The following is a 23,093-nucleotide window of genomic DNA, read 5'->3' on the forward strand; positions in this document are numbered from 1 at the left end:
CCCATTGTTTGAATTAGTACCAACCTATTGAAGTTGATCCAATTCATTCTGTAATTCGCGGAGTTGTTCTTTTTCGGCTGTTGTAGAGTTAGCATAAGCAGATGAAAGAGCATTTTTGGCGACCGAAATCGCATCCTGAAAGCTTGGATCACTTTGACCCGTGCTAGCTTGTTTTGCAATTTCGACTGTTTCACGAGCCTTTTGGAATAAAAGGTTTCCCATTTTATATGCCTCCAAGCGATGAATTTTCGACATTTTGCTTTTTCTTGGCTTCTGCTTCAGCTAGAGTTGAACGGTAAGGAAAGCGCTGAGCATGTTGTTGAACTGCATCTGCACCTTGATGAACAAATCGTTTTGATTTATTACTACCCATCCGTAAATTCCCCCTTTAACAGCTTTAAAAGAAGCGCTTTTAGTGGCGCTATTAATATTGTTCGACGTTTTGCTAGGGGATATATCAGGTAATTATTTCTGAAAAAAAGAACCAGCTTTCCAACCGGTTCTTCCTAATTTTTATTTAATTTTTAGTACATCCTCTAAATAAAGGGCAATTCCGTCTTCTTCATTTGTCATTGTCACATGGTTTGCAATATTTTTTAAATCGTCAATTCCATTCCCCATTGCAATCCCATGTCCAGCATATTCAATCATTTCTAAATCATTATCTTCGTCACCAAAGGCAATAATTCTGTCTTTTGGGATCTGATAATAATCGGCCACCTTTTGAATACCCACAGCTTTATTTAATCCTGATTTAACAATTTCGATAACATGCCAAGGTGCAGCCCATTTGCGGTGATCTACCACTTCAGCATGCATTTCAGATAGATACTTTCGGATTTGATCTGCAATTTCTTCATCTGGATGAATCAGTAAAGAAGTCGGGTCATGCTTTAAAATTTTTCGTAAATCACCCGTTTCAATATTCGGTTTCCCCATACCGAAAATATCTAACATTGTTTCATCGTGATTATGAAAATAGACGTCATCAATTACTTCGGCTAAAATATTTTTCACCTGAAAACTATCAGCCACTTCCACAATTTCTTGAACTGTTTTTAAATCAAGTGTGTCATGATAGACACCCCAGCCTTGATCAAGAGGATGATGGACAAAAGCTCCATTAAAATTTACGATAGGCGTTGTAAGACCGAGTTCTTGATAGTACATTGAGCTAGAACGGAAAGGTCTTCCGGTTGCAATCATAACCATATGACCAGCATTTTTTGCTTTTTCGATTGTGTTTTTAGTTCTTTTTGAAATTGTTTTATCGTCTTTTAATAAAGTACCGTCTAAGTCAAGTGCAATTAAGTGTTGTTTAGTCATCTCAATCTCCTCTGCTCTCTTTATTCTACTAAAACAGATATTAAAAAAATCGTCAATTGAAAAGCTAAAATTTTTTGGTCAAGACCAATTAATGATACACTAGAGGATGTCTAAAAGTTTTAACTTTTCAAGGCGCATTTGATTTTAAAGGAGCACACTGAGAATGGTTATTGTTGAAAAAAGGAAGATTGCAGACATTCCGGCATTACATATTGTAAAAAATCACTTAAAAGATGAAATAGCTCCGTTAATCCTTTTTGTTCACGGATTTGGCAGTGCAAAGGAACATAATTTGCACTATGCATATCTTTATGCAGAGGAAGGATTTCGAGTAGTTTTACCTGAAGCAGATTATCATGGTGAAAGGGAAAAGGACCTTGATGAACTTGAAATGGATTTTAAGTTCTGGGATATCGTAGTGAATGAAATTAAAGAAATTCAAGTAATCAAAGATGAGTTAATTGGTGAGGGCTTAGTTGATAAGACAAGAATTGGTATCGCAGGTACCTCAATGGGTGGAATTGTGACACTTGGTGCATTGACTCAATATCCTTGGATTAAGACTGCGGTCAGTTTAATGGGAAGCCCATATTATGAAGAATTCTGCCGTGGACAAATTGAGGAACTGAAACGACATGACATCGAACTTCCTTTCTCAGAAGCTGAATTGGAAGAAAAATATGCGGAATTACGGAAATATGATTTAAGCATACAACCTGAAACCTTAAACGGAAGACCATTGTTTTTCTGGCATGGTGAAAAAGACAAGATGGTACCGTTTAAATATACCCATGAATTTTATCAAGAAATTAAGCCGCTCTATAAAGGGAAAGAGGAGAATCTATCCTTTATTGCAGATACCCGTGCTGATCATAAGGTAACAAGAGAAGGGCTACTTGCATCAGTTGAATGGTTTAAAAAGCATTTATAATTATAAAAAAGAACGTGTCGGTTTCAATCGACACGTTCTTTTTTATATGCATCTTACCTAATCCCTAATGCAATTTTTGCATAACGGCTCATCATATCTTTGTTCCAAGGTGGATTCCAAACAATATTAACATCTACATCTTTGACCTCAGGTAATTCTGTAAGAACACGTTTTACGTCCATTGCAATTGTTCCAGCAAGTGGACATCCCATTGAGGTTAAGGTCATTGTAACTTGAGCTACGTCTTCATCATTCATATCCACATCATAAACTAGTCCTAAGTTTACAATATCAACCCCCAACTCAGGGTCAACAACCTGTTCAAGTGCACCCAACATATTTTCTTTTAAAGCCTCATCCATTTGAAAACTCTCCTTTCGAGATATAGATTATTTAATGTCTGGCTCCAGCGCCTAGCCCCTCGAGGTCATAATCCAATCCGTCAAGAAGGTTAAAGGGCAACCTTCTAGCCGTCTCGTCTTATGCTTGTCGGAGCTGACCAAGGCGCTTGCGCTTTTCTCAATTATAACCAAACTAACTATGAAAGTGAAATAAGGACACTTGACTCAACCGCGCAGTTGTTTCATTGCGGCTTCTGACATACGCTCAGGAGACCAAGCCGGATGCCAAACCATTAATACCTCGACATCATTTACCTCATCAAGATAAGCGACTGCATGCTTTACACCGCTTGTAATACTATCATGAAGGGGACAGCCTGGTGTTGTTAATGTCATTTCAATATACACATCATTATTTTCTTTAATATCAATTTCATATATAAGTCCTAAATCGACAACATTAATATTTAATTCAGGGTCAATCACTTGCTTTAACTGTTCAAGGATTTTATCTTTTAATTCCATCTACATTCTCCCCTTTATTTAAAAAGTACCTTTAAAATACTGTAACTGAAAAACACAGTTGCAGCGACGACGAGGCTTTGACCAATTGAGAAGATTAGCAACTGTCCAATCGCAATTGATAGAACAACGATGAGGCAACCCACAACGAAGCCTGTAAAAATCGGTATTGCTATTTTTTCATCAATCATTTGCTTTAATGTCGGTACATCGCTTTTTCCAATTAGCTTACTGTACCTGTGTGTCCACCAAAGGAAAGGAATAATTTTATATAAATAGCCAAGAATACTGCTGACAATCCACAAGAAGAGGTAAAGAAAAATGAGAACCCCATAAAATTCATAATGATCTGGCAGGAATGCTAACATCATTCCGAAAAAGTGAATCACAAAGCCAAAACCAATTGCAATTAATGAAAAGATAAATGGTTTATCAAGCCTTTTCTTTAATCTCATCTTGATGATAGTAGAAATGTGATAAGAAAAAAGAGCGAAGCCTGCAAACAGTGTGCTCATACCTGCTTGTAAGAGGAGGTTTTCCTCAGTTATAAAGCTGATAATTGTCAAAATTAGACCAATTCCATACACAATATAAACCCATCTTGCTAGTTTCATTGAAAAACCGTGTGCTAAAGAAAACATCGGGACCATTTTATAGGAAAAGCCAAAGATTAAGAAAGTAAACCATCCAGCAATTCCGAGCAAAATATGGCTTTTCAAAACAGCAAGATGATCTAAATTTGCTATTCCAGTCCCTATATTTACAATTAAAAGAATTCCCAGTGTGATTGTGAACAGTAAGCAAAGGAGAGCACTACCAACAAATACGGTTAGTATATTTTTTTTCGCTTGCTTCTTCATTGTCATAAACATTTGGACAAGAAATAGCAAAATCCCAATAACCGCAAGTGAACCCGTAAAAATAGAAATAGCAGGCGAGAAGGAAAGGGTGATTCCAAAACCACCAATACCGATTGCTGTTACCCAAAATTGTATAAACCCAAATTTTTCGCTCCAAATCGGAGTTAAAAAGGCCACCGGCACTAGCTGGTACATAGCTCCCATCGCAACCATTAAGGCCCATCCAAGTATCAGTAAATGGGCAGACGATAGGAGGGGGAAGGTTCGGAAATTTCCATCAATCACCACATGTCCATTGAATAACAGGATTACTTGGGAAGTGACTAAGGCGACAACACTAAAAATAATAAAGGAGAGCGGCAGCCTAATATCGGTTTCATTTGATAATTGAGGCATCATTATGAAGCAGCTCCTTATTTCGTAATCTCAATTTGAAAGCCACCATCAGGATGTGGTTCTGTTGTATGCTTGTAGCCTAGTTCATCTAGTTGTTCATACAAGAACATAGGTCGTCGGTCATTGATAATGGTCAAACTGTCACCTATATTTAATTTTTCGAGAGCTTTCAATGTCCTCATCATTGGAGTGGGAGGCTCAAGACCTCGATTATCTAATTTCATTAGTTGGACACCCCTTTTTTAAAGGTAACCTTCCAATGTTTTTTATCAATTTGCTCCACTTCATTTGAAAAGCCTTTTGCTTTTAAAATTGGAAATAATGGAGTCGGTTTAAAAGGTGCGTGTAGAATGAAGATATCCCCATCCTGTAAAGGTTTTACTGCCTCCATAATCTTTTGAAAAGGCTCGATTTTATTTTTAAGGTCTTCCCTAACATCTACTTCCACAACATTTGAATCCAATTGGCTCATTTTGAATTCCCCCTTATTTAACGTTTATAACCTAATGATAATCATTTTCAATGGGAAACGATGTGACATGAATCACTAGGATAAAATAAATCAGCAAGATCAAAGAATAAAAATACTGTTTCCTGTTGCACTAAAAAATCTCATCATGCAACTTCATATGGTCTAATAAGTAAAATCCGTCCGGCGTTATGTCTACAATTTGCTTCTTCTTTAATACTGAAATTGTTCGACTTACAGATTCACGTGTTGTACCTATCATGTTCGCAAGCTCGCGATTAGTGAATTGAGTAGTAAGCTTAAAGCGATTGCCAATCTTTTCTCCGTTGCTTCTGCATAAACGAAGCAAAAGCATAATGATTTGTTCTTGCGTATTTAATAAAATTTGCTCCTCCAATCGTTTTTGAAGGTCCATGATTTTTTCACCTAAAACTTTAAATATTTTGATGCAAAGCTCAGGATTCTTTAGTAATATCTCTTCGAATCTATCAATGGGGGTGAATATTATATTTGAATCCTCGATAACTTCGGCATGTGCAGGGTATCCCCCTTTACGAAAGAATCCAGCATGCGGAAACATTTCCCCTGCTTCAAGTACAGAAACAATCTGTTCCTTTCCGTGCATATCAGACTTATATATTTTTACCTTTCCAGATTGAATGAAAAAAACACGATCAAGTGGATCGTCCTGCATAAAGATAAACATTTTTTGTTTATACAATCGTGACTGTGAAATTTCTACAATTGGATCGAGTTCTTCAGGGGTTAATTCCCGAAACAAGGGAACTCCTTTCAATTGTTCGCGAATGGATGGTAGTGCCATCTTGCTCACTCCTTGTTCAAAATAACTTATGACATCTACCTAAAGTGTAGCAATCCTCATTTTTATAACTGTGATTTACATCATAGGTAATGAGAAACTAAATCAATGTTCAAAAAATAGACACAAAAAAAACTAGGAGAAAATCTCCTAGTATCAAATGCGCCTTGGCGTATTTGTGCCCGATTTTTTTCGAGGTTGCTCGAAAAATTTCCTTTGAAAAATCGTGGCATCCGCTGGAAGCTCTAATTTTATTCAGCCACGGGATGAATAAAATTAGTCGTCTTGCTTTTCTTCCGCACAATCAAAGCAAAGTATTCCTTTTTTATCATCTAATACAACGCCATTAATAAATCCATCTAAACAATAAATTTCTTTCTTACAATCTTTACATGTACCTACAAATTCTTTCATCTTTACACCCGTTCTTTCTTTAGGACTCCACAGAATCATGAAGTATAGCAGGATGCATCAGTGGTATTTAAATTTTACCCTTATTATCGCATAGATTTCTAGACATATGATAAAAAACATACGTACATAGTGATAAGTTTCACTACAATAATGGATAAGACTCGATACAATGGACCCATAAAACAAAAGGAGGAATATAATATGGTATTTGCAGCGAAAGTAAATGTTCCAGATTATGCACCAAGGGAGAAGCACCCAACAATTTTTAGGACATTTGATAGTTTACAGCCAGGTGAAATCATGGAGCTAACAAATGACCATGATCCACGACCACTCCAATATCAATTCAAAATGGAACGCAGTGAAGAATTCACTTGGGAATACCTTGAACAAGGTCCAGATGTATGGCGCGTTGCAATCGGTAAAAAATAAATTTAAAAATAAAATCAATCACGATTTCCGATATCTCTCAAGGTGAAGGCAAAGCCAATTTACAGCTGTGCCTTCACCTTTTTTATGGATATAAAAGATTTATTTGGAAGACCGTTTCATTCATGCTACTATGAAGAAAAAGTAAAAGGAAGTTTCATTATGAATAAAGCAAAAATCACAGGTATTCTTTTGGCTGGTGGAGAATCAAGGAGGTTTGGCAGTCATAAAGCATTTGCCAAGCTTCATCATAAATACTTTTATGAATATGCAATCGAAGCCTTGGAAGGGAATGTGGATGAGCTTCTTATTGTGAGTCACCCTGCATTAGAAGGGCAATTTCGAAACCAAACCACAGTAGAAGTGCTTCTGGATGTTCCTGAATATAAAGGGAATGGACCGCTTGCAGGCATTTTCACAGCGATGCAAAAACAATCGTCAGACTGGTATGTTATCTTACCTTGTGACACCCCTTTAGTATCGGATGAACTGGTAAAGCAACTAATCACTTTTACTAAAGAAGAAGGGATTGATGCTGTCGTTCCGATTATCAATAACAGGCAGCAGCCTTTAATCGCAGTTTATCATTCAAGAGTTGTAAAGAAAATAGAGCAATTGCTGAATGAAAAAAATCTAAAAATGAGCCTTTTATTAGATAGATGTAACGTTAAATTTGTAAAAAATCATGATCTTCGGAGACATGAATCGGAATTCGAAAATATCAACAACCAAACGGAATATGAAAAAATACAGCAAAAGCCAATGACTGATATAAGTAACCAAGACTAAGAACGCCATGTCCTAAGCCGCGACTTTATGACCCACATCTCTGTGGGCCAAAATTGGCTTTTGGCGAGAAATCCGCTCAATAGACTCATAATTTTCTGAAAAATGTGATAAAATAATAATACCAGGTTTTTGAAAAGGAGGGATCGTATTTGAGAGTAGGCTTAATTTTAGGTATTTTAACCTCTGGACTTCTATTATTCATTGGTTTGTCTACTCATCAATTTGAAACATATTCAGTTATTTCCGGGACACTTGGGATTATTTGTTTCCTGCTTGCAGGAATCGTATCTGATTCCTTTATAAGTGGAGATCGGGCAAGAGCGAATTACTATACCGAAAGTAACCAAGACCGCAAAAAAAGAATCCGATATTCCTATTTGTTTTTCCTCTTGGGGGCACCAAACCTACTTGTTGCAGTGGTGTTAACCCTCAATTATATGTAAATATCTTCAAACCTATTTTAATCACCTCATTAATTGATCCTTATTTGTGAACAATTTCAAACACCTCCTAAATCTGTGATATAGTTCACATAATTCACTATTTTATCGTGTTAAAATGTGGACATTATCAAAGGAGGTTTGCCTCATGTTTGAAAGAGACTATAACCAAGATCCATTTATTGTAATTTGGGAGCTTACGAGAGCTTGCCAATTAAAATGTCTACATTGCCGTGCAGAAGCACAGTATACAAGAGACCCCAGGGAGCTTTCCTTTGAAGAGGGTAAAAAGCTAATCGACCAAATATATGAGATGAATAATCCAATGCTTGTGTTCACCGGCGGAGACCCGTTAATGCGTCCGGACGTTTACGATATTGCTGCTTATGCAATTAAAAAAGGCGTTCGTGTTTCAATGACACCCAGTGCAACACCAAATGTTACAAAAGAAGCTATTCAAAAGGCAAAAGAGGTTGGCTTAGCACGTTGGGCTTTTAGTCTAGATGGACCAACAGCAGAAATTCATGATCATTTTCGGGGAACAAAAGGTTCATTTGATTTAACGATGAGAGCGATTAACTATTTACACGAGCTTGAAATTCCGATTCAAATCAACACCGTCATTTCGAGATATAATGTTCATGCATTAGATGAAATGGCAAAATTGGTAGAAGACCTTGATTGCGTATTATGGAGTGTCTTTTTCCTTGTACCAACAGGTCGCGGGAAAGAAACAGACATGATTTCACCGGTTGAACATGAAAAAGTTTTCCGTTGGTTATATGAGTTAAGTAAGCGGGTAAAATTCGATATTAAAACAACAGCTGCACAGCATTATCGTCGAGTTGTCATCCAATCAAAACTGCGCGAAACAAAGGATACTGATAAAAAGATTCGCTATGAAGATGCACTTATGAAGGGGAAAACGGGTCAAATCGATGGATTGGGCAGGGCGCCACAAGGTGTAAACGATGGTAATGGATTTGTCTTTATATCTCATATTGGAGATGTGTATCCAAGTGGATTGCTGCCTGTAATTGCTGGGAATGTGCGTGAGACTCCACTAGCTGAAATTTATCGTGATTCACCAATTTTCAAAGATTTACGTAATCCTGACAAATATAAAGGAAAATGTGGAGTATGTGAATTCCGACATGTATGTGGCGGATCACGTTCTCGTGCATATGCGATGACAGGTGATTACATGGAAAGTGAACCTTTCTGTGTATATATCCCTGAAGCCTTAGGTAAAAAAGAAAAAACGGTACAATAGTAATGAAAGACCCATGGACACAATCCCATGGGCCTTTTTTTCGGCTCTATCATTCAATACTACAATACTTTGCCGGACATTCCTCACATTGTATTTCCCTCTTAATATAGGCTAAATCATGAATTGTAATATAGCCTCTTGAAACTGAAATTATCCCTAAAGAACGTAATTCATGAAGCATCCGATTTACACTTTCTCTTGTTGTTGCACAAAAATTTGCAAGCTCTTGGTTTGTTAAATGTAGGTCTATAAAGATACCATTTTCTTTTTGTACACCATAACTATTGGTCATTCGAACTAAGGTTGAATAAAGTGCACCTTTTTTCCCTAATAAAACAAGATCCCTAAACTTTGTTTGTGTTTTTCGAAAATGATCACTCATCCATTTCATAAATTCAAATGCCAGGGTCGTATTTTCAAAGAGTTTTCGTTCTAACTCATCCTTTTGAATAACAGCAATTTCGCTATCTTCTAATAGCAGACAATCAAATAAATACTTAGGCTCATCGGTGAATAATGTCAACTCTCCGACGATTTCACCTTGGCTACATATTCTTAGTGATAATTCACTGCCATCAGACGTTCCTTTGCTAACTCTAAGACGACCTGAAAGAATAAGATATAGTTCAGATGCCTTCATTCCTTCCCGAAATAAATAAGTTCCTTTTTCCATTTGTACGACGTGATTAGCGGATTTTAAAAGCTCTGATAATTCATTGGAAATTGTTGATTTTTCTAGTGTCAATTGATTCATAGGTACCACCTTCCTAAGCAGGAATGCTATACTTGATTTTAAGAAAATAATATAATGTTAGGTATTCTTGTGGTGTATAATAAATCACACTTCTAGTAAAAATGCTACGAGATCCATTGAAAAACAAGGATTATACCAATTATGAACAATTTATAACAAATGAGGAAATGCTGGAGTCAAGCGATTAATTTAATAAAATTCGAAAGAAGATGCATTCTTGACAAGAATGTGTCTTTTTTGTTTTTGTCTCATTTTGTGACAAACTTAACAGATTTATGTTCGGGCGATATGTGACAATCTTGCTGAAAAGAGAATTAGGAGGGGGTCCTTTTGTACCAAACAGCCGCTTGGTATCTTTCAATTATTTTAATGACCTTAATTACAGTTATTTTTATTACCGTCGTATTAAAGACTAATAGACGAGCAGATTATGAACCAATTCAGAAAAAATGGTACCGCTTTAGAACAATTTATTTCATTGTGCTACTCGCTGTTTTTGGCACAGCAACCTATTTTACACTTCAAGATCTACCATTTGAAAGACCAGTCTATGGGCAAGGTGAAAATCCAGTCATTGTCGATGTAGAAGCTGTTCAATTTGGATGGAATATGAGCCAGACTGAATTCAAAGTTGGGGAACCAATCGAATTTGATATTACGAGTTCAGATGTTAACCATGGTTTTGGAATCTATGACAAAGACATGAATTTATTAGCTCAAACCCAGGCGATGCCGGAATATACTAACACGGTTTTCTACACATTCTCGGAGCCTGGTACGTACCAAATTTTATGTATGGAATACTGTGGACTTGCTCACCATCTTATGATTGGTGAAATTGTCGTAACAAATTAAGGAGGGGGTTAACTATGTCTACTAATATTTCAATGGGAGGGATTACTAACTCCCGAAATAAAACAATTGTGATGTATCTACTAACAGGTAGCTTTATCATTTTATTAATGATGGTATTTGGGGTCTTAATGCTCATGGCACAGGGAAAAATGATAAAGGTAGACCCTGGATTCTTTTATGAGATTATGACTGTCCACGGAACAGGGATGATTGGGGCTGCTGCATTAGCCGCAGCTGCAGTCATGTGGTTTTTTCTTAGTAAATATGTTCAATTAAGTAAAGCAATTCTCATTACGAATTTCATCACTTTCGCTCTCGGAGTCGTCATGGTGTTGGTAGGTATCTTTGCATTTGACTTTGCTGGAGCTTGGACTTTTCTATATCCGCTACCTGCTATCTCTGCTGGTGGATGGGCAGCAACAGGTGCAACACTTTATTTAGGTGGAATGCTCATTCTCGGTATTGGGTTTCTCTTGCTATATTTAGATGTTGCTAGAGCAGTAATTAAACAATATGGAAGCTTAGGCGGGGGCTTAGGTTGGCCAATTGTATTTGGGAAGGAAAAAGGCTACGGTCCACCAGCGGCAGTTGTTGCAAGTACAATGGTTGCAATTGTAAATATTACAGCATTGGTTTCGGGTGCGACAGTACTAACAATGAGCCTTATCAATATATATATTCCGACCATTACAATCGACCCATTACTTGCAAAAAATTTAACTTATGCGTTTGGTCACATATTTGCGAACTCGATTATTTACATGGGTGTAATTGCTGTATATGAGATTTTAGCAAACTATACAAATCGCCCTTGGAAGGCAAATCGTCCATTCTTGATCGCATGGAATTGCTCAACCTTATTTACAATTATTATCTATCCTCACCATTTATTAATGGACTTTGCATTACCGAAATGGATGATTATTTTAGGTCAAGTGCTTTCATATGCAAACGGATTACCTGTGTTAATTGTCACAGCATACGGTGCTCTTATGATTGTCTATCGTTCAGGTATTAAGTGGGATATTGCCTCATCTTTCATGTTTCTATCGATGTTTGGGTGGGTAATTGGAGTAGTGCCTGCGATCATTGACGCAACAATCGTTGTTAACCATGTTATGCATAATACGAAATGGGTACCAGGGCATTTCCATATGTATATGGGCTTAGGTGCAACAACTATGTTATTTGGATTTATGTATTACATAGCAAAAGTAAATAGAAAAGAGAAAGAATCTGCTCGTGATGCGATTAGTTTTTGGATGTACACGATGTTCTTTATTGGATTATGCGGATCGTTCCTTTTCTCTGGAAAAGTAGGAGCCCCTAGAAGATGGGCAGAGCATTTCCCTGAGTGGATACCTTATGACCGCATGGGAGCTATCTTTGGTATCTTTATCGTCCTTGCTGTATTAACATTTGTCATTCGATTTTGGAGTTTTTCAAGATCAATTGACTATAAGTTTCAGGAAGAAATAGGACCTGATCACCATGTGGCGTAAAAGTATTGGAATTCTATTTGCACTAGTAGCGGGATTTACTTTGCTATGGATTGGTACAGATGGATTACATGCTTTTACAGCTGAGAAAGCAAGAATTATAGATTTAGAAAGGGAGCAGCCAAAGCTCCCTTCTGCAACACTAATCGACTCTAATTCAGATACTTTTAATTTGAAGGAATTAGAGGGGAAATACACACTTATTACCTTCATGTATACAAGTTGTAGGGATGTATGTCCGGTATTAGAACGAAATTTTGCTGAAATCTACGAGAATATCCCCAAAAACGTGCTAGGTAAAGAGGTAGTGCTTGTAAGTATAAGCTTTGACCCTGAGAATGATTCTCCAACAGTTTTAAAGTCCTATTCAGACCATTTCGGAGCAGATGGAGATCAGTGGAAAATGGCAACGATTCAGGACGGCGAGGAATTACAGGCAGTGCTGGATACTCTTGATGTAATTGTTATACCGAATGAATATGGGGGATATGAGCATAATTCCGCATTTTATGTGGTCAACCCAGACGGAAAATTAACAAATATTTTTGATTACCAACAACCACAAACTGTTGTGGAATACCTAGATTCTTTCTTATTTTAGAGGTGAAAATATGTACCGTTTCCGTTATACCATGATTGGGATACTTTTACTTCTATTTGTTTCAGTCCCGTATGTCAGATTAATGTTAGAAGCCAGTATGGTTGCCACCATGCTAATTCAAATACCTTTATTAGTGGTCAGTGGTTATTTTCTTGCAAAAGGGTTTCCGAAGAAATGGCAAACGTTTTTCTTATTTTTCAATGGAAATGGGATAGCAGGGATATTAATAACATTATTTATTTTGACATACTGGAGTTTGCCAAGATCCATTGATGCTGCATTAAATGATCCTCTCATGGAATTTGCAAAATATATAAGTTTACCATTCCTCGCTGGTTTATTTTTGTACTATAGCTGGCAACTGCTTGGTCCAATTAGTAAAGCCTTTATTTGGGCAAATATGATTTCAATGATCTTTGTCATGAGTTGGCTTTATTTAGCATCACCAGCACGACTTTGTAATAACTACTTGGTAACAGAACAGCAGGAGCTGGGAAAAGCAATGTTCATATTAGGAATGGGAATTTGTATAGTATTCATGGGAAGGGTTTTTATTGGAAAGCCAATGTTTAATGTAATAAGGAAAAAAGATAAGAAATCATATTTAAAAATGAACGTAAAATCGAGAGACCTTGATGAAAGGTTGATATAAAAAAATGAGCTGAAATATTTTCAGCTCATTTTTTAAATTCAATTCCCTGCTGCTGCTCGTGGAAATAGGATATTATTTTCTAAATGGATATGCTGGAATAGGTCTGCTTCCAGTGCTTCTAGACGTTGATAGACTAATCGGTATGTCCCGCATGCACCAATTGGTGGTTGGAAATCATTAGTGATGTCGCGAATTTCTTTAATTATATTTCCAGCTTCGTCATGATCGTCTTCTAGTTCAATTACATGTTTTTTCACCAATTCATGATTCTCGGCAGTTGGTTCATGTTCAAATTTCACGATTAGAGGGAATGACTCTGCTTCCTCTTTAATTGTATGCTGTTCAAGCTCCACTTTTAATTGATTGAACAGTGAATGTACTCTTGCTAGATGTGGGTGGTTTCCTCCATGTACGCGCAGCACCTTTGTTACATATGGGCTAAGCTGTGGAAGCTCCTCATTTAAATAACGGTGATGTTTATTCACGATATGGTCAATTAATTCAGAATAGCTTGCGGCTTTCCAATCCACTGTTTTTTCGTTCAAATCCTTCATATCTTGATAAAGTGTATTTAATTTTGATAAAACATCATCCTTAGAAAGATTTCTTTCCTCAATTGCATCTATAAGTGGTCGGTTACCGCCACAGCAAAAATCAATACGAAGCTTCTTGAAAAGGTCTCCAGCCTTCGGAAACTCTGTCACAATTTCTCCAATGATATGTTGTTCTGTAAAAGTTTGTTCCATGAATTTACCTCCTAATAGTAAGCTACTTTAAGCATAGCTTTTAAAAAGGAAGAATGAGGTGATACGTATCACACATATATATAAAATCGTCAAATTTTCGGATGGGAGTGATGTACATCACAGGTTATAATAGAGTATGTTTGGTACCATTAAGCCAGATATAGACTTGCACAGGGAGATGTCATAACGATGTTTATTCGTAAACAATATATTGAAGATCTTAAAATAGAAAATGAACAACTAAGAAAAGAAATGAAAGAATTAATAGAGGAAAGAAATCAACAGAAAAAAAATACTACTGTGTTTTTTAAAAATTTTTATGAGGAGCTAGTGGCAACAATTGAACAGCACGAGCATGTAAATGGCCAGCATCATGTTCTTGGTGATTTGGTTGCTAACATAAAGTCAAAATTCAATCGGGTAGAAGAGCTTAGCCTCTCTTCTTATCATAATTCAGCTAAATTATTTGAAAATGGTCAAACTCTACTTCTTGCAGCCGATGATATGGTAGCAAAATCAGGTGAAGGTAAGAGACAGGTATTAGAAGTGGAATCAATTATGAAAGAACTTGGTTCCCAATTATTTGATACATCTGAAAAAATGGATCATCTCAATAATCGTTCAAAGGAAATTGAAAATATTGTACAAGTTATTAAAGAGATTGCAGACCAAACGAATTTATTGGCATTAAATGCATCAATTGAAGCGGCTAGAGCAGGAGAGCAAGGAAAAGGATTTTCAGTTGTTGCAGCAGAGGTAAGGAAGCTTGCGGAGAGTACGGCATCAAGTACAGAGCATATTAGTGCCCTCACAAAAGCCATTCAAAAAGAAATTGATGAATCCTTACAATCTACAACTAATAGTACAAATCTTGTCCATTCTGGTGTCGAGGCGAGCATTAATACGACCGAAAAAATCAACTATATATTAGCTGTTATTGAGTCCGTCCAAAAAGAGGTGCATTTTGTCCTGGATACAATTCAGGAGCAATAGGTATATTCACAGGATGTGATGCAAGAAATATCCTATACAAAAGAGCTATTTGATAATGCGAAAGATTTAATTACCCAACATATTACAGATGCAAAGGTCGTTGATGATAAGCTTGAAGAAGGAATCATTCAGCTTAATGAAATCACAGCAGGAAGGTAGTGGTTTTTGCTAAAATATACTACAATAGGAAAAAAACAGATAAAAAGTGAGTGAAATAATATGGTTGAAAGACGAACACCAATACCCGTTTCGGAAGCGGTAACTCGTGTAATGGAATTTGCAGGCTCGGGGAAAAAGGAATTTGTACCAATTGAAGCTAGTTTTGGACGCTTTTTGGCAGGTGATGTCATTTCTGATCACGATGTTCCACATTTTGATCGTTCACCGTATGATGGCTTTGCTGTTCGTGCAAAGGATACAACAAAAGCGGGATTGGACAATCCAGTAGAATTTGAAGTAATTGAAGAAATTGGGGCCGGTACTGTTGCATCCAAAAAGGTAGGTGCTTTTCAAGCAGTTCGAATCATGACAGGTGCACAAATGCCTGCAGAATGTGATGCAGTTGTAATGCTTGAATTGACATCTGAATATGAACGTGATGGTAGCAAGTACATGTCGATTAAGCGACCATTTAAGTCTGGGGATAATGTTTCGTTCCAAGGTGAAGATACAAAAAAGGGTTCAATATTAGTGGAAAAAGGTGTATTTATAAATCCCGGTGTAAAAGCACTCTTAGCCACCTTCGGCTATTATCAGGTTGAAGTAGCAAAGAAGCCTGTCGTCGGTATTTATGCGACGGGGACAGAATTGCTAAATGTCAATGAGGAACTCGTGCCAGGAAAAATTCGAAATAGCAATGCATATATGGTAAGTGCACAAATCGAAAGAGCAGGTGCGGTGCCAAAGTATTTCGGAATACTGCCGGATGATTTTGATCTTTGCTATCATGCTATCGAAAATGCAATTAATGAAGTTGATATCTTAATCACGACCGGTGGAGTTTCTGTTGGGGATTACGATTATCTTCCTGCCATTTATGAAAAATTAGGTGCAGAAGTGATCTTTAATAAAATTGCGATGAGGCCGGGAAGTGTTACAACTGTTGCCCAGTTAAATGGAAAGTTATTGTTTGGATTATCTGGAAATCCTTCAGCTTGTTATGTAGGCTTTGAATTATTGGCAAGACCAGTAGTACGAACAAGATTATTTTCTAAATATCCGCACCTATTAAAAATGAAAGCTGAACTCAATGCTGATTTTCCAAAACCAAATCCATTCACAAGATTCGTCAGAAGCAAGATCAGTTTTTCTGATGGAAAACTCTTGGTGTCACCAAGTGGTCTTGATAAATCAAATGTCGTATCTTCACTAGCGGGAGCAAATGCGTTTATGGTTTTACCAGGAGGAACGCGCGGATTTGGCAAAGGTGATGAAGTCGATGTATTGTATCTTGAAGATCAGGAAGGAAGTAAATGGCCTTGGAAATAAGGTTTCCGCTTCTGCAAGTTGTCGGGTATCAAAATAGTGGGAAAACCACTTTAGTTGAAAAAATTGTAAAAAAAGGAACGGACCTTGGGTATCAAATTGCTACCATTAAACATCATGGACATCAAAGTAGCCTGGAAAATCTTCATCAAGAAAAAGATTCTTCCCGTCATTTTAAAGCAGGTGCTTCTGCTTCGCTTTTAGAAGGTGGTGGCAGTTTGCAGCTTGAAGCAAAAACGTCCCAATGGACACTCGAGAAGCTAATACAGCTTTACGCTTTTTTTGAAAATGATATGATAGTAATCGAAGGATATAAAACTGCAAACCATCCCAAAATTGTTTTAATTAAGCAAGAAGCAGATATTGAACTTCTTACTTCATTATCAAACATCGTTGCGGTTATAACCTGGATTCCAATTCAAACAGAGTTTCCGCTTTTTCGAATAAAGGATGAAGATAGTTATTTACAATGGATATTTAACTTTATTAAAAGTGGATGAATGTAGTAAAAAAACAATAAAATTTATGTCGAGAGGAACAAACTTAAGTTGAATAAAGTTAAATACCTCCGGCGGATGCCACAGATTTTTCAGAGGAAGTTTTCGAGCAAGCTCGAAAAAATCTGGGCGCAAATACGCTTTGGCGTATTTGATTTGAGGAGGTAAATAAATGAATAATATTGATTTATTTAAGATTACGAAAGAGGCAATTCACGTAGAAGAAGTAACGAACAAAGTGATTAGACGTGAAGCTGGCGCTGTTACAACCTTTATCGGGACGGTTCGCGAATTTACGAAGGGGAGAAGAACCCTTTATTTAGAATACGACGCATATATTTCAATGGCAGAAAAAAAGCTTGCTCAAATAGGAGAAGAAATTTCAGTGAAATGGCCTGAGGCGAAGACGGCAATTACCCATCGAATCGGTCGCTTAGATATATCTGATGCAGCCGTTGTCATTGCAGTTTCTACACCACATCGTAAGGATGCTTATGCAGCAAATGAATATGCAATCGAACGGATCAAACAAATCGTCCCTATTTGGAAAAAAGAACATTGGGAAGACGGGGAAATGTGGATTGGAGATCAGTTGGAAACGAAACAATATGCAACAGGCCGGCCTGAAAAGGAGGATTTGAAATGATTACAGTTTTATTTTTTGCCCATTTACAGGAAATGGCGGGTACAGAAAGAATTACATTACATGCAGATCAGTTAACCGTATTATCACTGAAACAGAAACTTGCTAGTGATCATGGTATAAAAAATCTAGATCAAATCATGTTTGCAATAAATGAAGAGTATGCAGTAGATGAAGATATTGTTAAAGCAGGAGATACCGTTGCATTGATACCACCAGTAAGTGGAGGTTGATTTTAATCAGCCCCACCCTGGTGGCTTTTTTTTGCATAAAAAATCTGATTTTTTATAAAAATACAATTGATTTTATTTTTATACAGACTTATAATGATACATATTCTACATTAATAAAAAATTCGTTTCAAAAAGGAGGATGAAAAGGACCAAGAAATTCGATGCGTCATTTTCACCGGACTTTTTGAACATCATCTAAAACAATGAGGTGGATATATTGAAAGCGGCAATTATCGGTGTTACTGGCTATGGGGGAATTGAATTATTGAGGCTATTGGCAAACCACCCAACTATAGATGTACATTCCGTTCATACTTCGTCACAGACCGGGATGAGGCTTTCAGAGGTCTACCCGCATGTTACGAATCTAGTCAATCATTCATTAAACGATATCGATATCCCTAAGATTGCAAATGAAGTCGATGTTGTGTTTCTTTCAACGCCATCTGGTGTTTCAACAAGCATCGTACCTGAGCTATTGAGAGAAGATGTGAAAATTATTGATCTTTCAGGAGATTATCGATTAAAAAAGCCTGATCTTTATGAACAGTGGTATAAAAAGCCTGCTGCATTAAAGGGAGACTTAAACAACGCTACATATGGTTTACCAGAGTGGTATAAAGAAGAAATTCAGAATAGTAGTTTTATCTCAAATCCAGGCTGCTATCCAACTGCAACTGTTCTTGGTTTGGCACCAATCATAAAAAACAAACTAATTGATGAAAAATCAATTGTAATAGACGCAAAATCCGGGTTTTCTGGAGCGGGAAAAAGTCCATCACGAACAACACATTTTGCTGAAAGCAATGACAATTTTTCAATCTATAAGGTAAATCAACATCAACATATTCCGGAAATTGAACAAGTGATTCAATGCTGGGATGATTCAATTCCTTATGTAACATTTAGTACGCATCTGGTCCCAATGACAAGGGGGATCATGTCAACGATGTATATAAATAGTGCAGTAGATTCACTTTCAGTGGAACAACTTTATGAACTATATAAGGAAAGCTATCAGGACTCTCCGTTTGTGAGAATTCGAGAAAAGGGCGTCTTCCCTTCCACAAAAGAGGTTTATGGCACCAATTTTTGTGATATCGGCCTTGCATTCGATGAAAGAACAAACCGGATAACCGTCGTATCGGTTATCGACAACTTAGTGAAAGGTGCTGCTGGTCAGGCGATCCAAAATGCTAACATTATGTTTGGTCTAGAAGAAAATACAGGATTACACTATGTTCCATTATTCCCATAAAGTCAAAAAGGAGGGTGAAAAGGACCGAGAATTTCAAGGCGGCGCAGCTTTGAGTACCGGAGCGTATGCAGTTAATACGTGAGGAACGGAGAAGCAAGCCAACGCAGAAATTCGATGCGTCATTTTCAGCCGACTCATAGAAAAGGAGTGACTTTGCATGATAGATATAAAGGAAATTCAAGTTGTAAAATTAGAAGAGGGTTCTGTTGTTACCCCAAAAGGGTTTAAGTCTGCGGGTGTTCATGCCGGTTTACGTTATTCAAAAAAGGATATAGGGGCAATTGTTTGTGATGTACCGGCTAACTGTGCAGCGGTTTATACGCAAAGTCATTTTCAAGCCCCTCCATTAAAGGTTACGAAAGAAAGTATTGCCGTAGATAGAAAACTGCAAGCAGTAGTGATTAATAGTGCTTGTGCAAATGCATGTACGGGTGAACAAGGTTTACTTGACGCATTCGAAATGAGAGCTGAATCTGCTGCTCATTTTGGCATCGAAGATCACCTGGTGGCAGTTGCTTCAACAGGTGTAATCGGTGAGCTCTTACAGATGGATAAAATTAAAGCCGGTATTAAACAGCTTGAACCCACAAATACAAGTGAAGCTGCCGAGGACTTCCAAACAGCGATTTTAACGACTGATTTAGTGATGAAAAAAGCATGTTATCAAACAACAATAGATGGAAAGACAATTACAATTGGGGGAGCGGCAAAGGGGTCGGGGATGATCCATCCAAACATGGCGACGATGCTAGGCTTTGTAACAACAGATGCAAATATTGATTCAGAATCCCTTCAAACTGCGATGAAAACTGCGACGGATATGACATTTAACCAAATCACAGTTGATGGTGAAACCTCAACAAACGACATGGTACTGGTCATGGCAAGTGGCTTAGCGGAAAATAATCAGCTTTCACCTAAGCATACTGAATGGGACTCATTTGTGCTAGCCCTCAGATCCACTTTCGAAGATCTTGCAAAGCAAATTGCAAAGGATGGGGAAGGGGCTACAAAACTAGTAGAGGTAAATGTAAAAGGTGCTTTATCCGATATGGATGCCCGCATTATAGCAAAGAAGATAGTAGGTTCAAACCTTGTTAAAACTGCAATCTATGGAGCAGATGCGAACTGGGGAAGAATTATTGGAGCAATTGGCCATAGTACTGCTACTGTGAATCCGGATATTGTGGATATTTCAATTGGCTCTATACAAATGATGGCAGGAAGCCAACCAGTGGCTTTTTCAGAAGAACTTGCTAAAGAATATCTTGAAGGAACCGACATTGTGATTTACGTTGACCTCCATCTTGGAAACGGAAAAGGAACGGCTTGGGGCTGTGATCTAACCTATGATTATGTCAAAATCAATGCGAGTTATCGCACCTGAGGAGACTTGAAATGCAGACAATTGTTATCAAATGTGGAGGAAGCATCCTAGCGGAGCTGTCAGACTCATTTTTTAATAGTATAAAAGAATTAAAAAATAGCGGATATAATGTTGTTGTCGTTCATGGGGGTGGCCCAAAAATTGGCCAGACACTTGCCTCCCTGAATATAGAAAGTGAATTTGTGAATGGACTAAGGAAGACAACAAAGGAAGTCCTTGATGTAGCAGAAATGGTATTATCCGGAATGGTCAATAAAAAAGTCGTGATTGAACTTGAAAAATCTGGAATCCCCTCGATTGGATTATCCGGCTGTGATGCTAAACTAATGAAAGCAAAGCCTATAAACCTTGAGCAATTAGGCTATGTTGGCGAGATTGAACAAGTCAATGTTTCATTCTTGGAATTTCTTTTATCCCAAAATTACGTTCCAGTGATCTCTCCAATCGGATTTGATGTGGACTTTACAAAGTATAATATCAATGCCGATTCAGCAGCAGCAAGTGTTGCAATTGCCCTTAAGGCAGAGCATTTATTATTCGTTACAGACGTTGATGGAATTATAAAAGATGGTGAAGTACAGCCTTCGCTTTCCACAGAATCTGTTCTCACTCTTATTGAAGAGGGAACGATCTATGGAGGGATGATCCCAAAGGTAAATGCAGCTCTTTCAGCACTAAGAGATGGAGGGCTAAATGAAATAACAATTATCAATGGAAAGGATTCTCTACTTTCAATGGACGGAACATTAAAGGGAACAAAAATTGTAAAAGAACTAGAGGTGGTATAAATGGATGCACTATTTCCTACCTATGCGAGATGGGATTTGACGGTTGACTCTGCAAAGGGTGCAATCATTGTAGATAATACAGGAAAAAAATATTTGGATTTTGTTTCAGGAATCGCAGTTTGTAATCTTGGACATTGCCATCCTGCTGTAATCGAAGCCGTAGAAGAGCAGCTTAAAAAATATTGGCATGTATCGAATTTATTTAAAGCAGATATTCAACAAGAAGTGGCTGGGAAGCTTATTGCAAATTCAGAACTAGATGCCGTTTTCTTTTGTAACAGTGGTGCTGAGGCAAATGAAGCAGCACTAAAGCTCGCTCGAAAGTATACCCAAAAATCAAAAGTCATTACGTTTAAACAATCTTTCCATGGCAGAACATTCGGAACGATGGCGGCAACAGGACAGGACAAAATCCATTCAGGTTTTGGACCACTTTTACAGGAATTTGTATATCTTCCATACAATGATTGTGAAGCGTTAGATGAAGCAATGGATGATTCAGTAGCAGCAGTAATGGTTGAAGTCGTTCAAGGAGAAGGTGGGGTTGTTCCTGGAACAGAAAAGTTTCTAAAAAAGATTGAAGAACTTTGTAAGAAGAATGGTTCCCTTTTTATTATTGATGAAGTTCAAACAGGGATAGGTCGAACAGGAAAAGCATATGCTCACCAACACTTTAATCTATCACCAGATATTATTACATTAGCAAAAGGTTTAGGAAACGGTCTTCCAGTTGGTGCAATGCTTGGGAAAGAAAAGCTGAAGGACACATTTGGACCGGGTTCACATGGTTCTACATTTGGCGGCAACCCAATTTCATTGGCAGCTGCTAAAGCAGCGTTATCCATCATTTTTCAAGAGGAGTTTTTAGCAGAGGTTGAGAAAAAGGGGACTTATTTAAAAGCTGAGCTTACAAAAGCGCTAGAGGATCAAGAATTAGTTACAGAGGTTCGTGGAAGTGGATTAATGCTAGGGATTGCTTGCAAATCTGAAATTGGAGAAATGATTACAAAGCTGCGTAAGAACGGATTGTTAGTACTCCAAGCTGGGCCTAATGTTATTCGACTTTTACCGCCATTAACGGTATCCTATGAAGAAATTGATGAAGCTGTTAAGATGTTACAACATAGTCTTGTTGCCGAATGTATTTCATAAATATATCCTGGAAGTTGGATTGAATCTAACAAACAGTCATACAATGAATTTTTTTTGAATAACTTTGTATAAAAATACGTTTAAACAAATAAAAATACGAGGTGAAACAACCATGAAGGGTTATTTACATTTAGAGAATGGTGAAAGCTTTGAAGGTAATATATACGAAAATAGCTCAGGTACACCAGCAGAAGCTGAAATTGTATTTCATACGGGAATGACTGGCTATCAAGACGTAATAACAGATCCTTCCAATAAAGATCAAATTATTGTTTTCACTTACCCCCTCATCGGTAATTGCGGAATTAATGAGCTTGAGTTTAACACGAAGCCCCAAGTTGCGGGGGTTATTCTATATGAAACCAAGGAAACTCATTCTCACTATGATGGAAAATACTCGCTAAATCAATATTTAAAGTACTGGAATATTCCATTGCTCTCACATGTGGATACACGTGCAGTTGTGAAACGAATTCGAGACAATAAGACAGAAAAAGCAATTATTAGTAAACAACCTGCACTAGCAAAGGTACTTAATTT

The 23,093-nt window shown here is 37.4% G+C and carries 31 protein-coding genes and 1 pseudogene; 20 read left to right on the forward strand and 12 right to left on the reverse strand.

Going from position 1 to position 23,093, the window contains the following annotated elements:
- Window positions 1–24: 24 nt before the first annotated feature.
- The 3 genes from LKW28_RS01275 to LKW28_RS01285 all read right to left on the reverse strand — a co-directional run bounded on the left by LKW28_RS01275 (window position 25) and on the right by LKW28_RS01285 (window position 1,326).
- On the reverse strand, window positions 25–222 hold the full coding sequence (locus LKW28_RS01275) for a DUF3813 domain-containing protein (RefSeq protein WP_229138529.1): 198 nt from the start codon (window positions 220–222) through the stop codon (window positions 25–27).
- A gap of 1 nt (window position 223) precedes the next feature.
- Complete coding sequence (locus tag LKW28_RS01280) at window positions 224–373, reverse strand: competence protein (RefSeq protein WP_116351173.1); 150 nt, start codon at window positions 371–373, stop codon at window positions 224–226.
- Window positions 374–513: 140 nt separating this feature from the next.
- A complete protein-coding gene (locus tag LKW28_RS01285; protein ID WP_229138530.1) occupies window positions 514–1,326 on the reverse strand; it encodes a Cof-type HAD-IIB family hydrolase in 813 nt (270 codons plus the stop codon).
- Between the two features lie 163 nt (window positions 1,327–1,489).
- Between LKW28_RS01285 and LKW28_RS01290 the strand changes: the two genes are divergently transcribed.
- Window positions 1,490–2,257 carry a prolyl oligopeptidase family serine peptidase gene (locus LKW28_RS01290; protein WP_229138531.1) on the forward strand — a complete coding sequence of 256 codons (768 nt, stop codon included), beginning with the start codon at window positions 1,490–1,492 and terminating at the stop codon, window positions 2,255–2,257.
- A gap of 53 nt (window positions 2,258–2,310) precedes the next feature.
- On the opposite strand, the gene LKW28_RS01295 is transcribed toward LKW28_RS01290, so the two are convergent.
- The 7 genes from LKW28_RS01295 to LKW28_RS01325 all read right to left on the reverse strand — a co-directional run bounded on the left by LKW28_RS01295 (window position 2,311) and on the right by LKW28_RS01325 (window position 6,079).
- Entirely contained in the window at window positions 2,311–2,619 is a 309-nt protein-coding gene (locus LKW28_RS01295) for a metal-sulfur cluster assembly factor (RefSeq protein WP_229138532.1), read from the reverse strand.
- A gap of 204 nt (window positions 2,620–2,823) precedes the next feature.
- Window positions 2,824–3,123, reverse strand: a complete 300-nt coding sequence (locus LKW28_RS01300) for a metal-sulfur cluster assembly factor (RefSeq protein WP_229138533.1) — start codon at window positions 3,121–3,123, stop codon at window positions 2,824–2,826.
- A gap of 14 nt (window positions 3,124–3,137) precedes the next feature.
- Window positions 3,138–4,379 (reverse strand): hypothetical protein, encoded by a 1,242-nt coding sequence (locus tag LKW28_RS01305; protein WP_229138534.1) that lies wholly within the window; start codon window positions 4,377–4,379, stop codon window positions 3,138–3,140.
- A 14-nt stretch (window positions 4,380–4,393) separates the two neighbouring features.
- The gene (locus tag LKW28_RS01310; RefSeq protein ID WP_229138535.1) at window positions 4,394–4,600 is read right to left on the reverse strand and encodes a DUF2249 domain-containing protein; all 207 of its coding nucleotides are present in this window, start codon (window positions 4,598–4,600) and stop codon (window positions 4,394–4,396) included.
- Complete coding sequence (locus LKW28_RS01315) at window positions 4,600–4,848, reverse strand: DUF2249 domain-containing protein (protein WP_229138536.1); 249 nt, start codon at window positions 4,846–4,848, stop codon at window positions 4,600–4,602. The genes LKW28_RS01310 and LKW28_RS01315 overlap by 1 nt, the downstream gene beginning before the upstream one ends.
- A 130-nt stretch (window positions 4,849–4,978) precedes the next feature.
- Window positions 4,979–5,668 (reverse strand): Crp/Fnr family transcriptional regulator, encoded by a 690-nt coding sequence (locus LKW28_RS01320; protein WP_229138537.1) that lies wholly within the window; start codon window positions 5,666–5,668, stop codon window positions 4,979–4,981.
- 273 nt (window positions 5,669–5,941) lie between these two features.
- Window positions 5,942–6,079, reverse strand: a complete 138-nt coding sequence (locus LKW28_RS01325) for a hypothetical protein (protein ID WP_229138538.1) — start codon at window positions 6,077–6,079, stop codon at window positions 5,942–5,944.
- Between the two features lie 201 nt (window positions 6,080–6,280).
- Here LKW28_RS01325 and LKW28_RS01330 point away from each other — a divergent pair, with 201 nt between their 5' ends.
- The 4 genes from LKW28_RS01330 (at window position 6,281) to LKW28_RS01345 (ending at window position 9,010) form a co-directional block, all read left to right on the forward strand.
- Window positions 6,281–6,511: a DUF2249 domain-containing protein gene (locus LKW28_RS01330; RefSeq protein ID WP_229138539.1), complete on the forward strand. Its 231-nt coding sequence runs from the start codon at window positions 6,281–6,283 to the stop codon at window positions 6,509–6,511.
- A gap of 159 nt (window positions 6,512–6,670) precedes the next feature.
- Window positions 6,671–7,297: a molybdenum cofactor guanylyltransferase gene (locus LKW28_RS01335; protein ID WP_229138540.1), complete on the forward strand. Its 627-nt coding sequence runs from the start codon at window positions 6,671–6,673 to the stop codon at window positions 7,295–7,297.
- Between the two features lie 149 nt (window positions 7,298–7,446).
- Window positions 7,447–7,740, forward strand: a complete 294-nt coding sequence (locus LKW28_RS01340; protein WP_229138541.1) for a DUF5316 domain-containing protein — start codon at window positions 7,447–7,449, stop codon at window positions 7,738–7,740.
- Window positions 7,741–7,885: 145 nt separating this feature from the next.
- Complete coding sequence (locus LKW28_RS01345; RefSeq protein ID WP_229138542.1) at window positions 7,886–9,010, forward strand: TIGR04053 family radical SAM/SPASM domain-containing protein; 1,125 nt, start codon at window positions 7,886–7,888, stop codon at window positions 9,008–9,010.
- Window positions 9,011–9,059: 49 nt separating this feature from the next.
- Here the strand turns inward: LKW28_RS01345 and LKW28_RS01350 are convergent, their stop codons facing one another.
- Complete coding sequence (locus tag LKW28_RS01350) at window positions 9,060–9,764, reverse strand: Crp/Fnr family transcriptional regulator (protein ID WP_229138543.1); 705 nt, start codon at window positions 9,762–9,764, stop codon at window positions 9,060–9,062.
- Between the two features lie 330 nt (window positions 9,765–10,094).
- Here LKW28_RS01350 and LKW28_RS01355 point away from each other — a divergent pair, with 330 nt between their 5' ends.
- From LKW28_RS01355 to LKW28_RS01370, 4 genes are read left to right on the forward strand one after another with little or no spacing between them, the layout of a single operon-like run.
- Entirely contained in the window at window positions 10,095–10,619 is a 525-nt protein-coding gene (locus tag LKW28_RS01355; RefSeq protein ID WP_229138544.1) for a cytochrome C oxidase subunit II, read from the forward strand.
- A gap of 14 nt (window positions 10,620–10,633) precedes the next feature.
- Window positions 10,634–12,121 carry a cbb3-type cytochrome c oxidase subunit I gene (locus LKW28_RS01360; RefSeq protein WP_229138545.1) on the forward strand — a complete coding sequence of 496 codons (1,488 nt, stop codon included), beginning with the start codon at window positions 10,634–10,636 and terminating at the stop codon, window positions 12,119–12,121.
- A complete protein-coding gene (locus tag LKW28_RS01365) occupies window positions 12,111–12,719 on the forward strand; it encodes an SCO family protein (protein ID WP_229138546.1) in 609 nt (202 codons plus the stop codon). The genes LKW28_RS01360 and LKW28_RS01365 overlap by 11 nt, the downstream gene beginning before the upstream one ends.
- A 10-nt stretch (window positions 12,720–12,729) precedes the next feature.
- Window positions 12,730–13,371 (forward strand): hypothetical protein, encoded by a 642-nt coding sequence (locus tag LKW28_RS01370; RefSeq protein WP_229138547.1) that lies wholly within the window; start codon window positions 12,730–12,732, stop codon window positions 13,369–13,371.
- A 38-nt stretch (window positions 13,372–13,409) separates the two neighbouring features.
- Here the strand turns inward: LKW28_RS01370 and ric are convergent, their stop codons facing one another.
- A complete protein-coding gene (gene ric, locus LKW28_RS01375; RefSeq protein ID WP_229138548.1) occupies window positions 13,410–14,117 on the reverse strand; it encodes an iron-sulfur cluster repair di-iron protein in 708 nt (235 codons plus the stop codon).
- Window positions 14,118–14,717: 600 nt separating this feature from the next.
- Here ric and LKW28_RS23200 point away from each other — a divergent pair.
- From LKW28_RS23200 to LKW28_RS01430, 11 genes and pseudogenes are all read left to right on the forward strand, one after another.
- Window positions 14,718–15,110 carry a methyl-accepting chemotaxis protein gene (locus tag LKW28_RS23200; protein ID WP_420708787.1) on the forward strand — a complete coding sequence of 131 codons (393 nt, stop codon included), beginning with the start codon at window positions 14,718–14,720 and terminating at the stop codon, window positions 15,108–15,110.
- A gap of 18 nt (window positions 15,111–15,128) precedes the next feature.
- Window positions 15,129–15,269, forward strand: coding sequence for a hypothetical protein (locus tag LKW28_RS01385; protein WP_229138549.1), 141 nt, complete (start codon window positions 15,129–15,131; stop codon window positions 15,267–15,269).
- A 60-nt stretch (window positions 15,270–15,329) separates the two neighbouring features.
- Window positions 15,330–16,598 carry a gephyrin-like molybdotransferase Glp gene (glp, locus tag LKW28_RS01390; RefSeq protein WP_229138550.1) on the forward strand — a complete coding sequence of 423 codons (1,269 nt, stop codon included), beginning with the start codon at window positions 15,330–15,332 and terminating at the stop codon, window positions 16,596–16,598.
- Entirely contained in the window at window positions 16,583–17,095 is a 513-nt protein-coding gene (mobB, locus tag LKW28_RS01395; RefSeq protein WP_229138551.1) for a molybdopterin-guanine dinucleotide biosynthesis protein B, read from the forward strand. The genes glp and mobB overlap by 16 nt, the downstream gene beginning before the upstream one ends.
- Window positions 17,096–17,264: 169 nt before the next feature.
- A complete protein-coding gene (locus LKW28_RS01400; protein WP_229138552.1) occupies window positions 17,265–17,738 on the forward strand; it encodes a molybdenum cofactor biosynthesis protein MoaE in 474 nt (157 codons plus the stop codon).
- Window positions 17,735–17,968: a molybdopterin converting factor subunit 1 gene (gene moaD, locus LKW28_RS01405; RefSeq protein ID WP_229138553.1), complete on the forward strand. Its 234-nt coding sequence runs from the start codon at window positions 17,735–17,737 to the stop codon at window positions 17,966–17,968. The genes LKW28_RS01400 and moaD overlap by 4 nt, the downstream gene beginning before the upstream one ends.
- A gap of 217 nt (window positions 17,969–18,185) precedes the next feature.
- Entirely contained in the window at window positions 18,186–19,226 is a 1,041-nt protein-coding gene (argC, locus tag LKW28_RS01410) for an N-acetyl-gamma-glutamyl-phosphate reductase (RefSeq protein WP_229138554.1), read from the forward strand.
- A gap of 157 nt (window positions 19,227–19,383) precedes the next feature.
- Window positions 19,384–20,613, forward strand: a complete 1,230-nt coding sequence (gene argJ / locus LKW28_RS01415) for a bifunctional ornithine acetyltransferase/N-acetylglutamate synthase (protein ID WP_229138555.1) — start codon at window positions 19,384–19,386, stop codon at window positions 20,611–20,613.
- Window positions 20,614–20,624: 11 nt separating this feature from the next.
- A complete protein-coding gene (argB, locus tag LKW28_RS01420) occupies window positions 20,625–21,401 on the forward strand; it encodes an acetylglutamate kinase (RefSeq protein WP_229138556.1) in 777 nt (258 codons plus the stop codon).
- Entirely contained in the window at window positions 21,402–22,553 is a 1,152-nt protein-coding gene (locus LKW28_RS01425; protein WP_229138557.1) for an acetylornithine transaminase, read from the forward strand. It abuts the gene before it with no gap.
- Between the two features lie 112 nt (window positions 22,554–22,665).
- Window positions 22,666–23,061: pseudogene (locus LKW28_RS01430) on the forward strand (carbamoyl-phosphate synthase domain-containing protein); the annotation flags it as partial.
- Window positions 23,062–23,093 lie beyond the last annotated feature (32 nt).

The sequence above is a fragment of the Bacillus sp. REN16 genome (assembly GCF_020731355.1).
Lineage (GTDB): Bacteria > Bacillota > Bacilli > Bacillales > Bacillaceae_L > Ferdinandcohnia.

Bases quoted from the DNA above. Each gene is read 5' to 3' on its own strand.
- LKW28_RS01275 (WP_229138529.1), bottom strand. From the start codon at position 222: ATGGGAAACCTTTTATTCCAAAAGGCTCGTGAAACAGTCGAAATTGCA.
- LKW28_RS01280 (WP_116351173.1), bottom strand. From the start codon at position 373: ATGGGTAGTAATAAATCAAAACGATTTGTTCATCAAGGTGCAGATGCA.
- LKW28_RS01285 (WP_229138530.1), bottom strand. From the start codon at position 1,326: ATGACTAAACAACACTTAATTGCACTTGACTTAGACGGTACTTTATTA.
- LKW28_RS01290 (WP_229138531.1), top strand. From the start codon at position 1,490: ATGGTTATTGTTGAAAAAAGGAAGATTGCAGACATTCCGGCATTACAT.
- LKW28_RS01295 (WP_229138532.1), bottom strand. From the start codon at position 2,619: ATGGATGAGGCTTTAAAAGAAAATATGTTGGGTGCACTTGAACAGGTT.
- LKW28_RS01300 (WP_229138533.1), bottom strand. From the start codon at position 3,123: ATGGAATTAAAAGATAAAATCCTTGAACAGTTAAAGCAAGTGATTGAC.
- LKW28_RS01305 (WP_229138534.1), bottom strand. From the start codon at position 4,379: ATGATGCCTCAATTATCAAATGAAACCGATATTAGGCTGCCGCTCTCC.
- LKW28_RS01310 (WP_229138535.1), bottom strand. From the start codon at position 4,600: ATGAAATTAGATAATCGAGGTCTTGAGCCTCCCACTCCAATGATGAGG.
- LKW28_RS01315 (WP_229138536.1), bottom strand. From the start codon at position 4,848: ATGAGCCAATTGGATTCAAATGTTGTGGAAGTAGATGTTAGGGAAGAC.
- LKW28_RS01320 (WP_229138537.1), bottom strand. From the start codon at position 5,668: ATGGCACTACCATCCATTCGCGAACAATTGAAAGGAGTTCCCTTGTTT.
- LKW28_RS01325 (WP_229138538.1), bottom strand. From the start codon at position 6,079: ATGAAAGAATTTGTAGGTACATGTAAAGATTGTAAGAAAGAAATTTAT.
- LKW28_RS01330 (WP_229138539.1), top strand. From the start codon at position 6,281: ATGGTATTTGCAGCGAAAGTAAATGTTCCAGATTATGCACCAAGGGAG.
- LKW28_RS01335 (WP_229138540.1), top strand. From the start codon at position 6,671: ATGAATAAAGCAAAAATCACAGGTATTCTTTTGGCTGGTGGAGAATCA.
- LKW28_RS01345 (WP_229138542.1), top strand. From the start codon at position 7,886: ATGTTTGAAAGAGACTATAACCAAGATCCATTTATTGTAATTTGGGAG.
- LKW28_RS01350 (WP_229138543.1), bottom strand. From the start codon at position 9,764: ATGAATCAATTGACACTAGAAAAATCAACAATTTCCAATGAATTATCA.
- LKW28_RS01360 (WP_229138545.1), top strand. From the start codon at position 10,634: ATGTCTACTAATATTTCAATGGGAGGGATTACTAACTCCCGAAATAAA.
- LKW28_RS01365 (WP_229138546.1), top strand. From the start codon at position 12,111: ATGTGGCGTAAAAGTATTGGAATTCTATTTGCACTAGTAGCGGGATTT.
- LKW28_RS01370 (WP_229138547.1), top strand. From the start codon at position 12,730: ATGTACCGTTTCCGTTATACCATGATTGGGATACTTTTACTTCTATTT.
- ric (WP_229138548.1), bottom strand. From the start codon at position 14,117: ATGGAACAAACTTTTACAGAACAACATATCATTGGAGAAATTGTGACA.
- LKW28_RS23200 (WP_420708787.1), top strand. From the start codon at position 14,718: ATGGATCATCTCAATAATCGTTCAAAGGAAATTGAAAATATTGTACAA.
- LKW28_RS01385 (WP_229138549.1), top strand. From the start codon at position 15,129: ATGCAAGAAATATCCTATACAAAAGAGCTATTTGATAATGCGAAAGAT.
- glp (WP_229138550.1), top strand. From the start codon at position 15,330: ATGGTTGAAAGACGAACACCAATACCCGTTTCGGAAGCGGTAACTCGT.
- mobB (WP_229138551.1), top strand. From the start codon at position 16,583: ATGGCCTTGGAAATAAGGTTTCCGCTTCTGCAAGTTGTCGGGTATCAA.
- LKW28_RS01400 (WP_229138552.1), top strand. From the start codon at position 17,265: ATGAATAATATTGATTTATTTAAGATTACGAAAGAGGCAATTCACGTA.
- moaD (WP_229138553.1), top strand. From the start codon at position 17,735: ATGATTACAGTTTTATTTTTTGCCCATTTACAGGAAATGGCGGGTACA.
- argJ (WP_229138555.1), top strand. From the start codon at position 19,384: ATGATAGATATAAAGGAAATTCAAGTTGTAAAATTAGAAGAGGGTTCT.
- argB (WP_229138556.1), top strand. From the start codon at position 20,625: ATGCAGACAATTGTTATCAAATGTGGAGGAAGCATCCTAGCGGAGCTG.
- LKW28_RS01425 (WP_229138557.1), top strand. From the start codon at position 21,402: ATGGATGCACTATTTCCTACCTATGCGAGATGGGATTTGACGGTTGAC.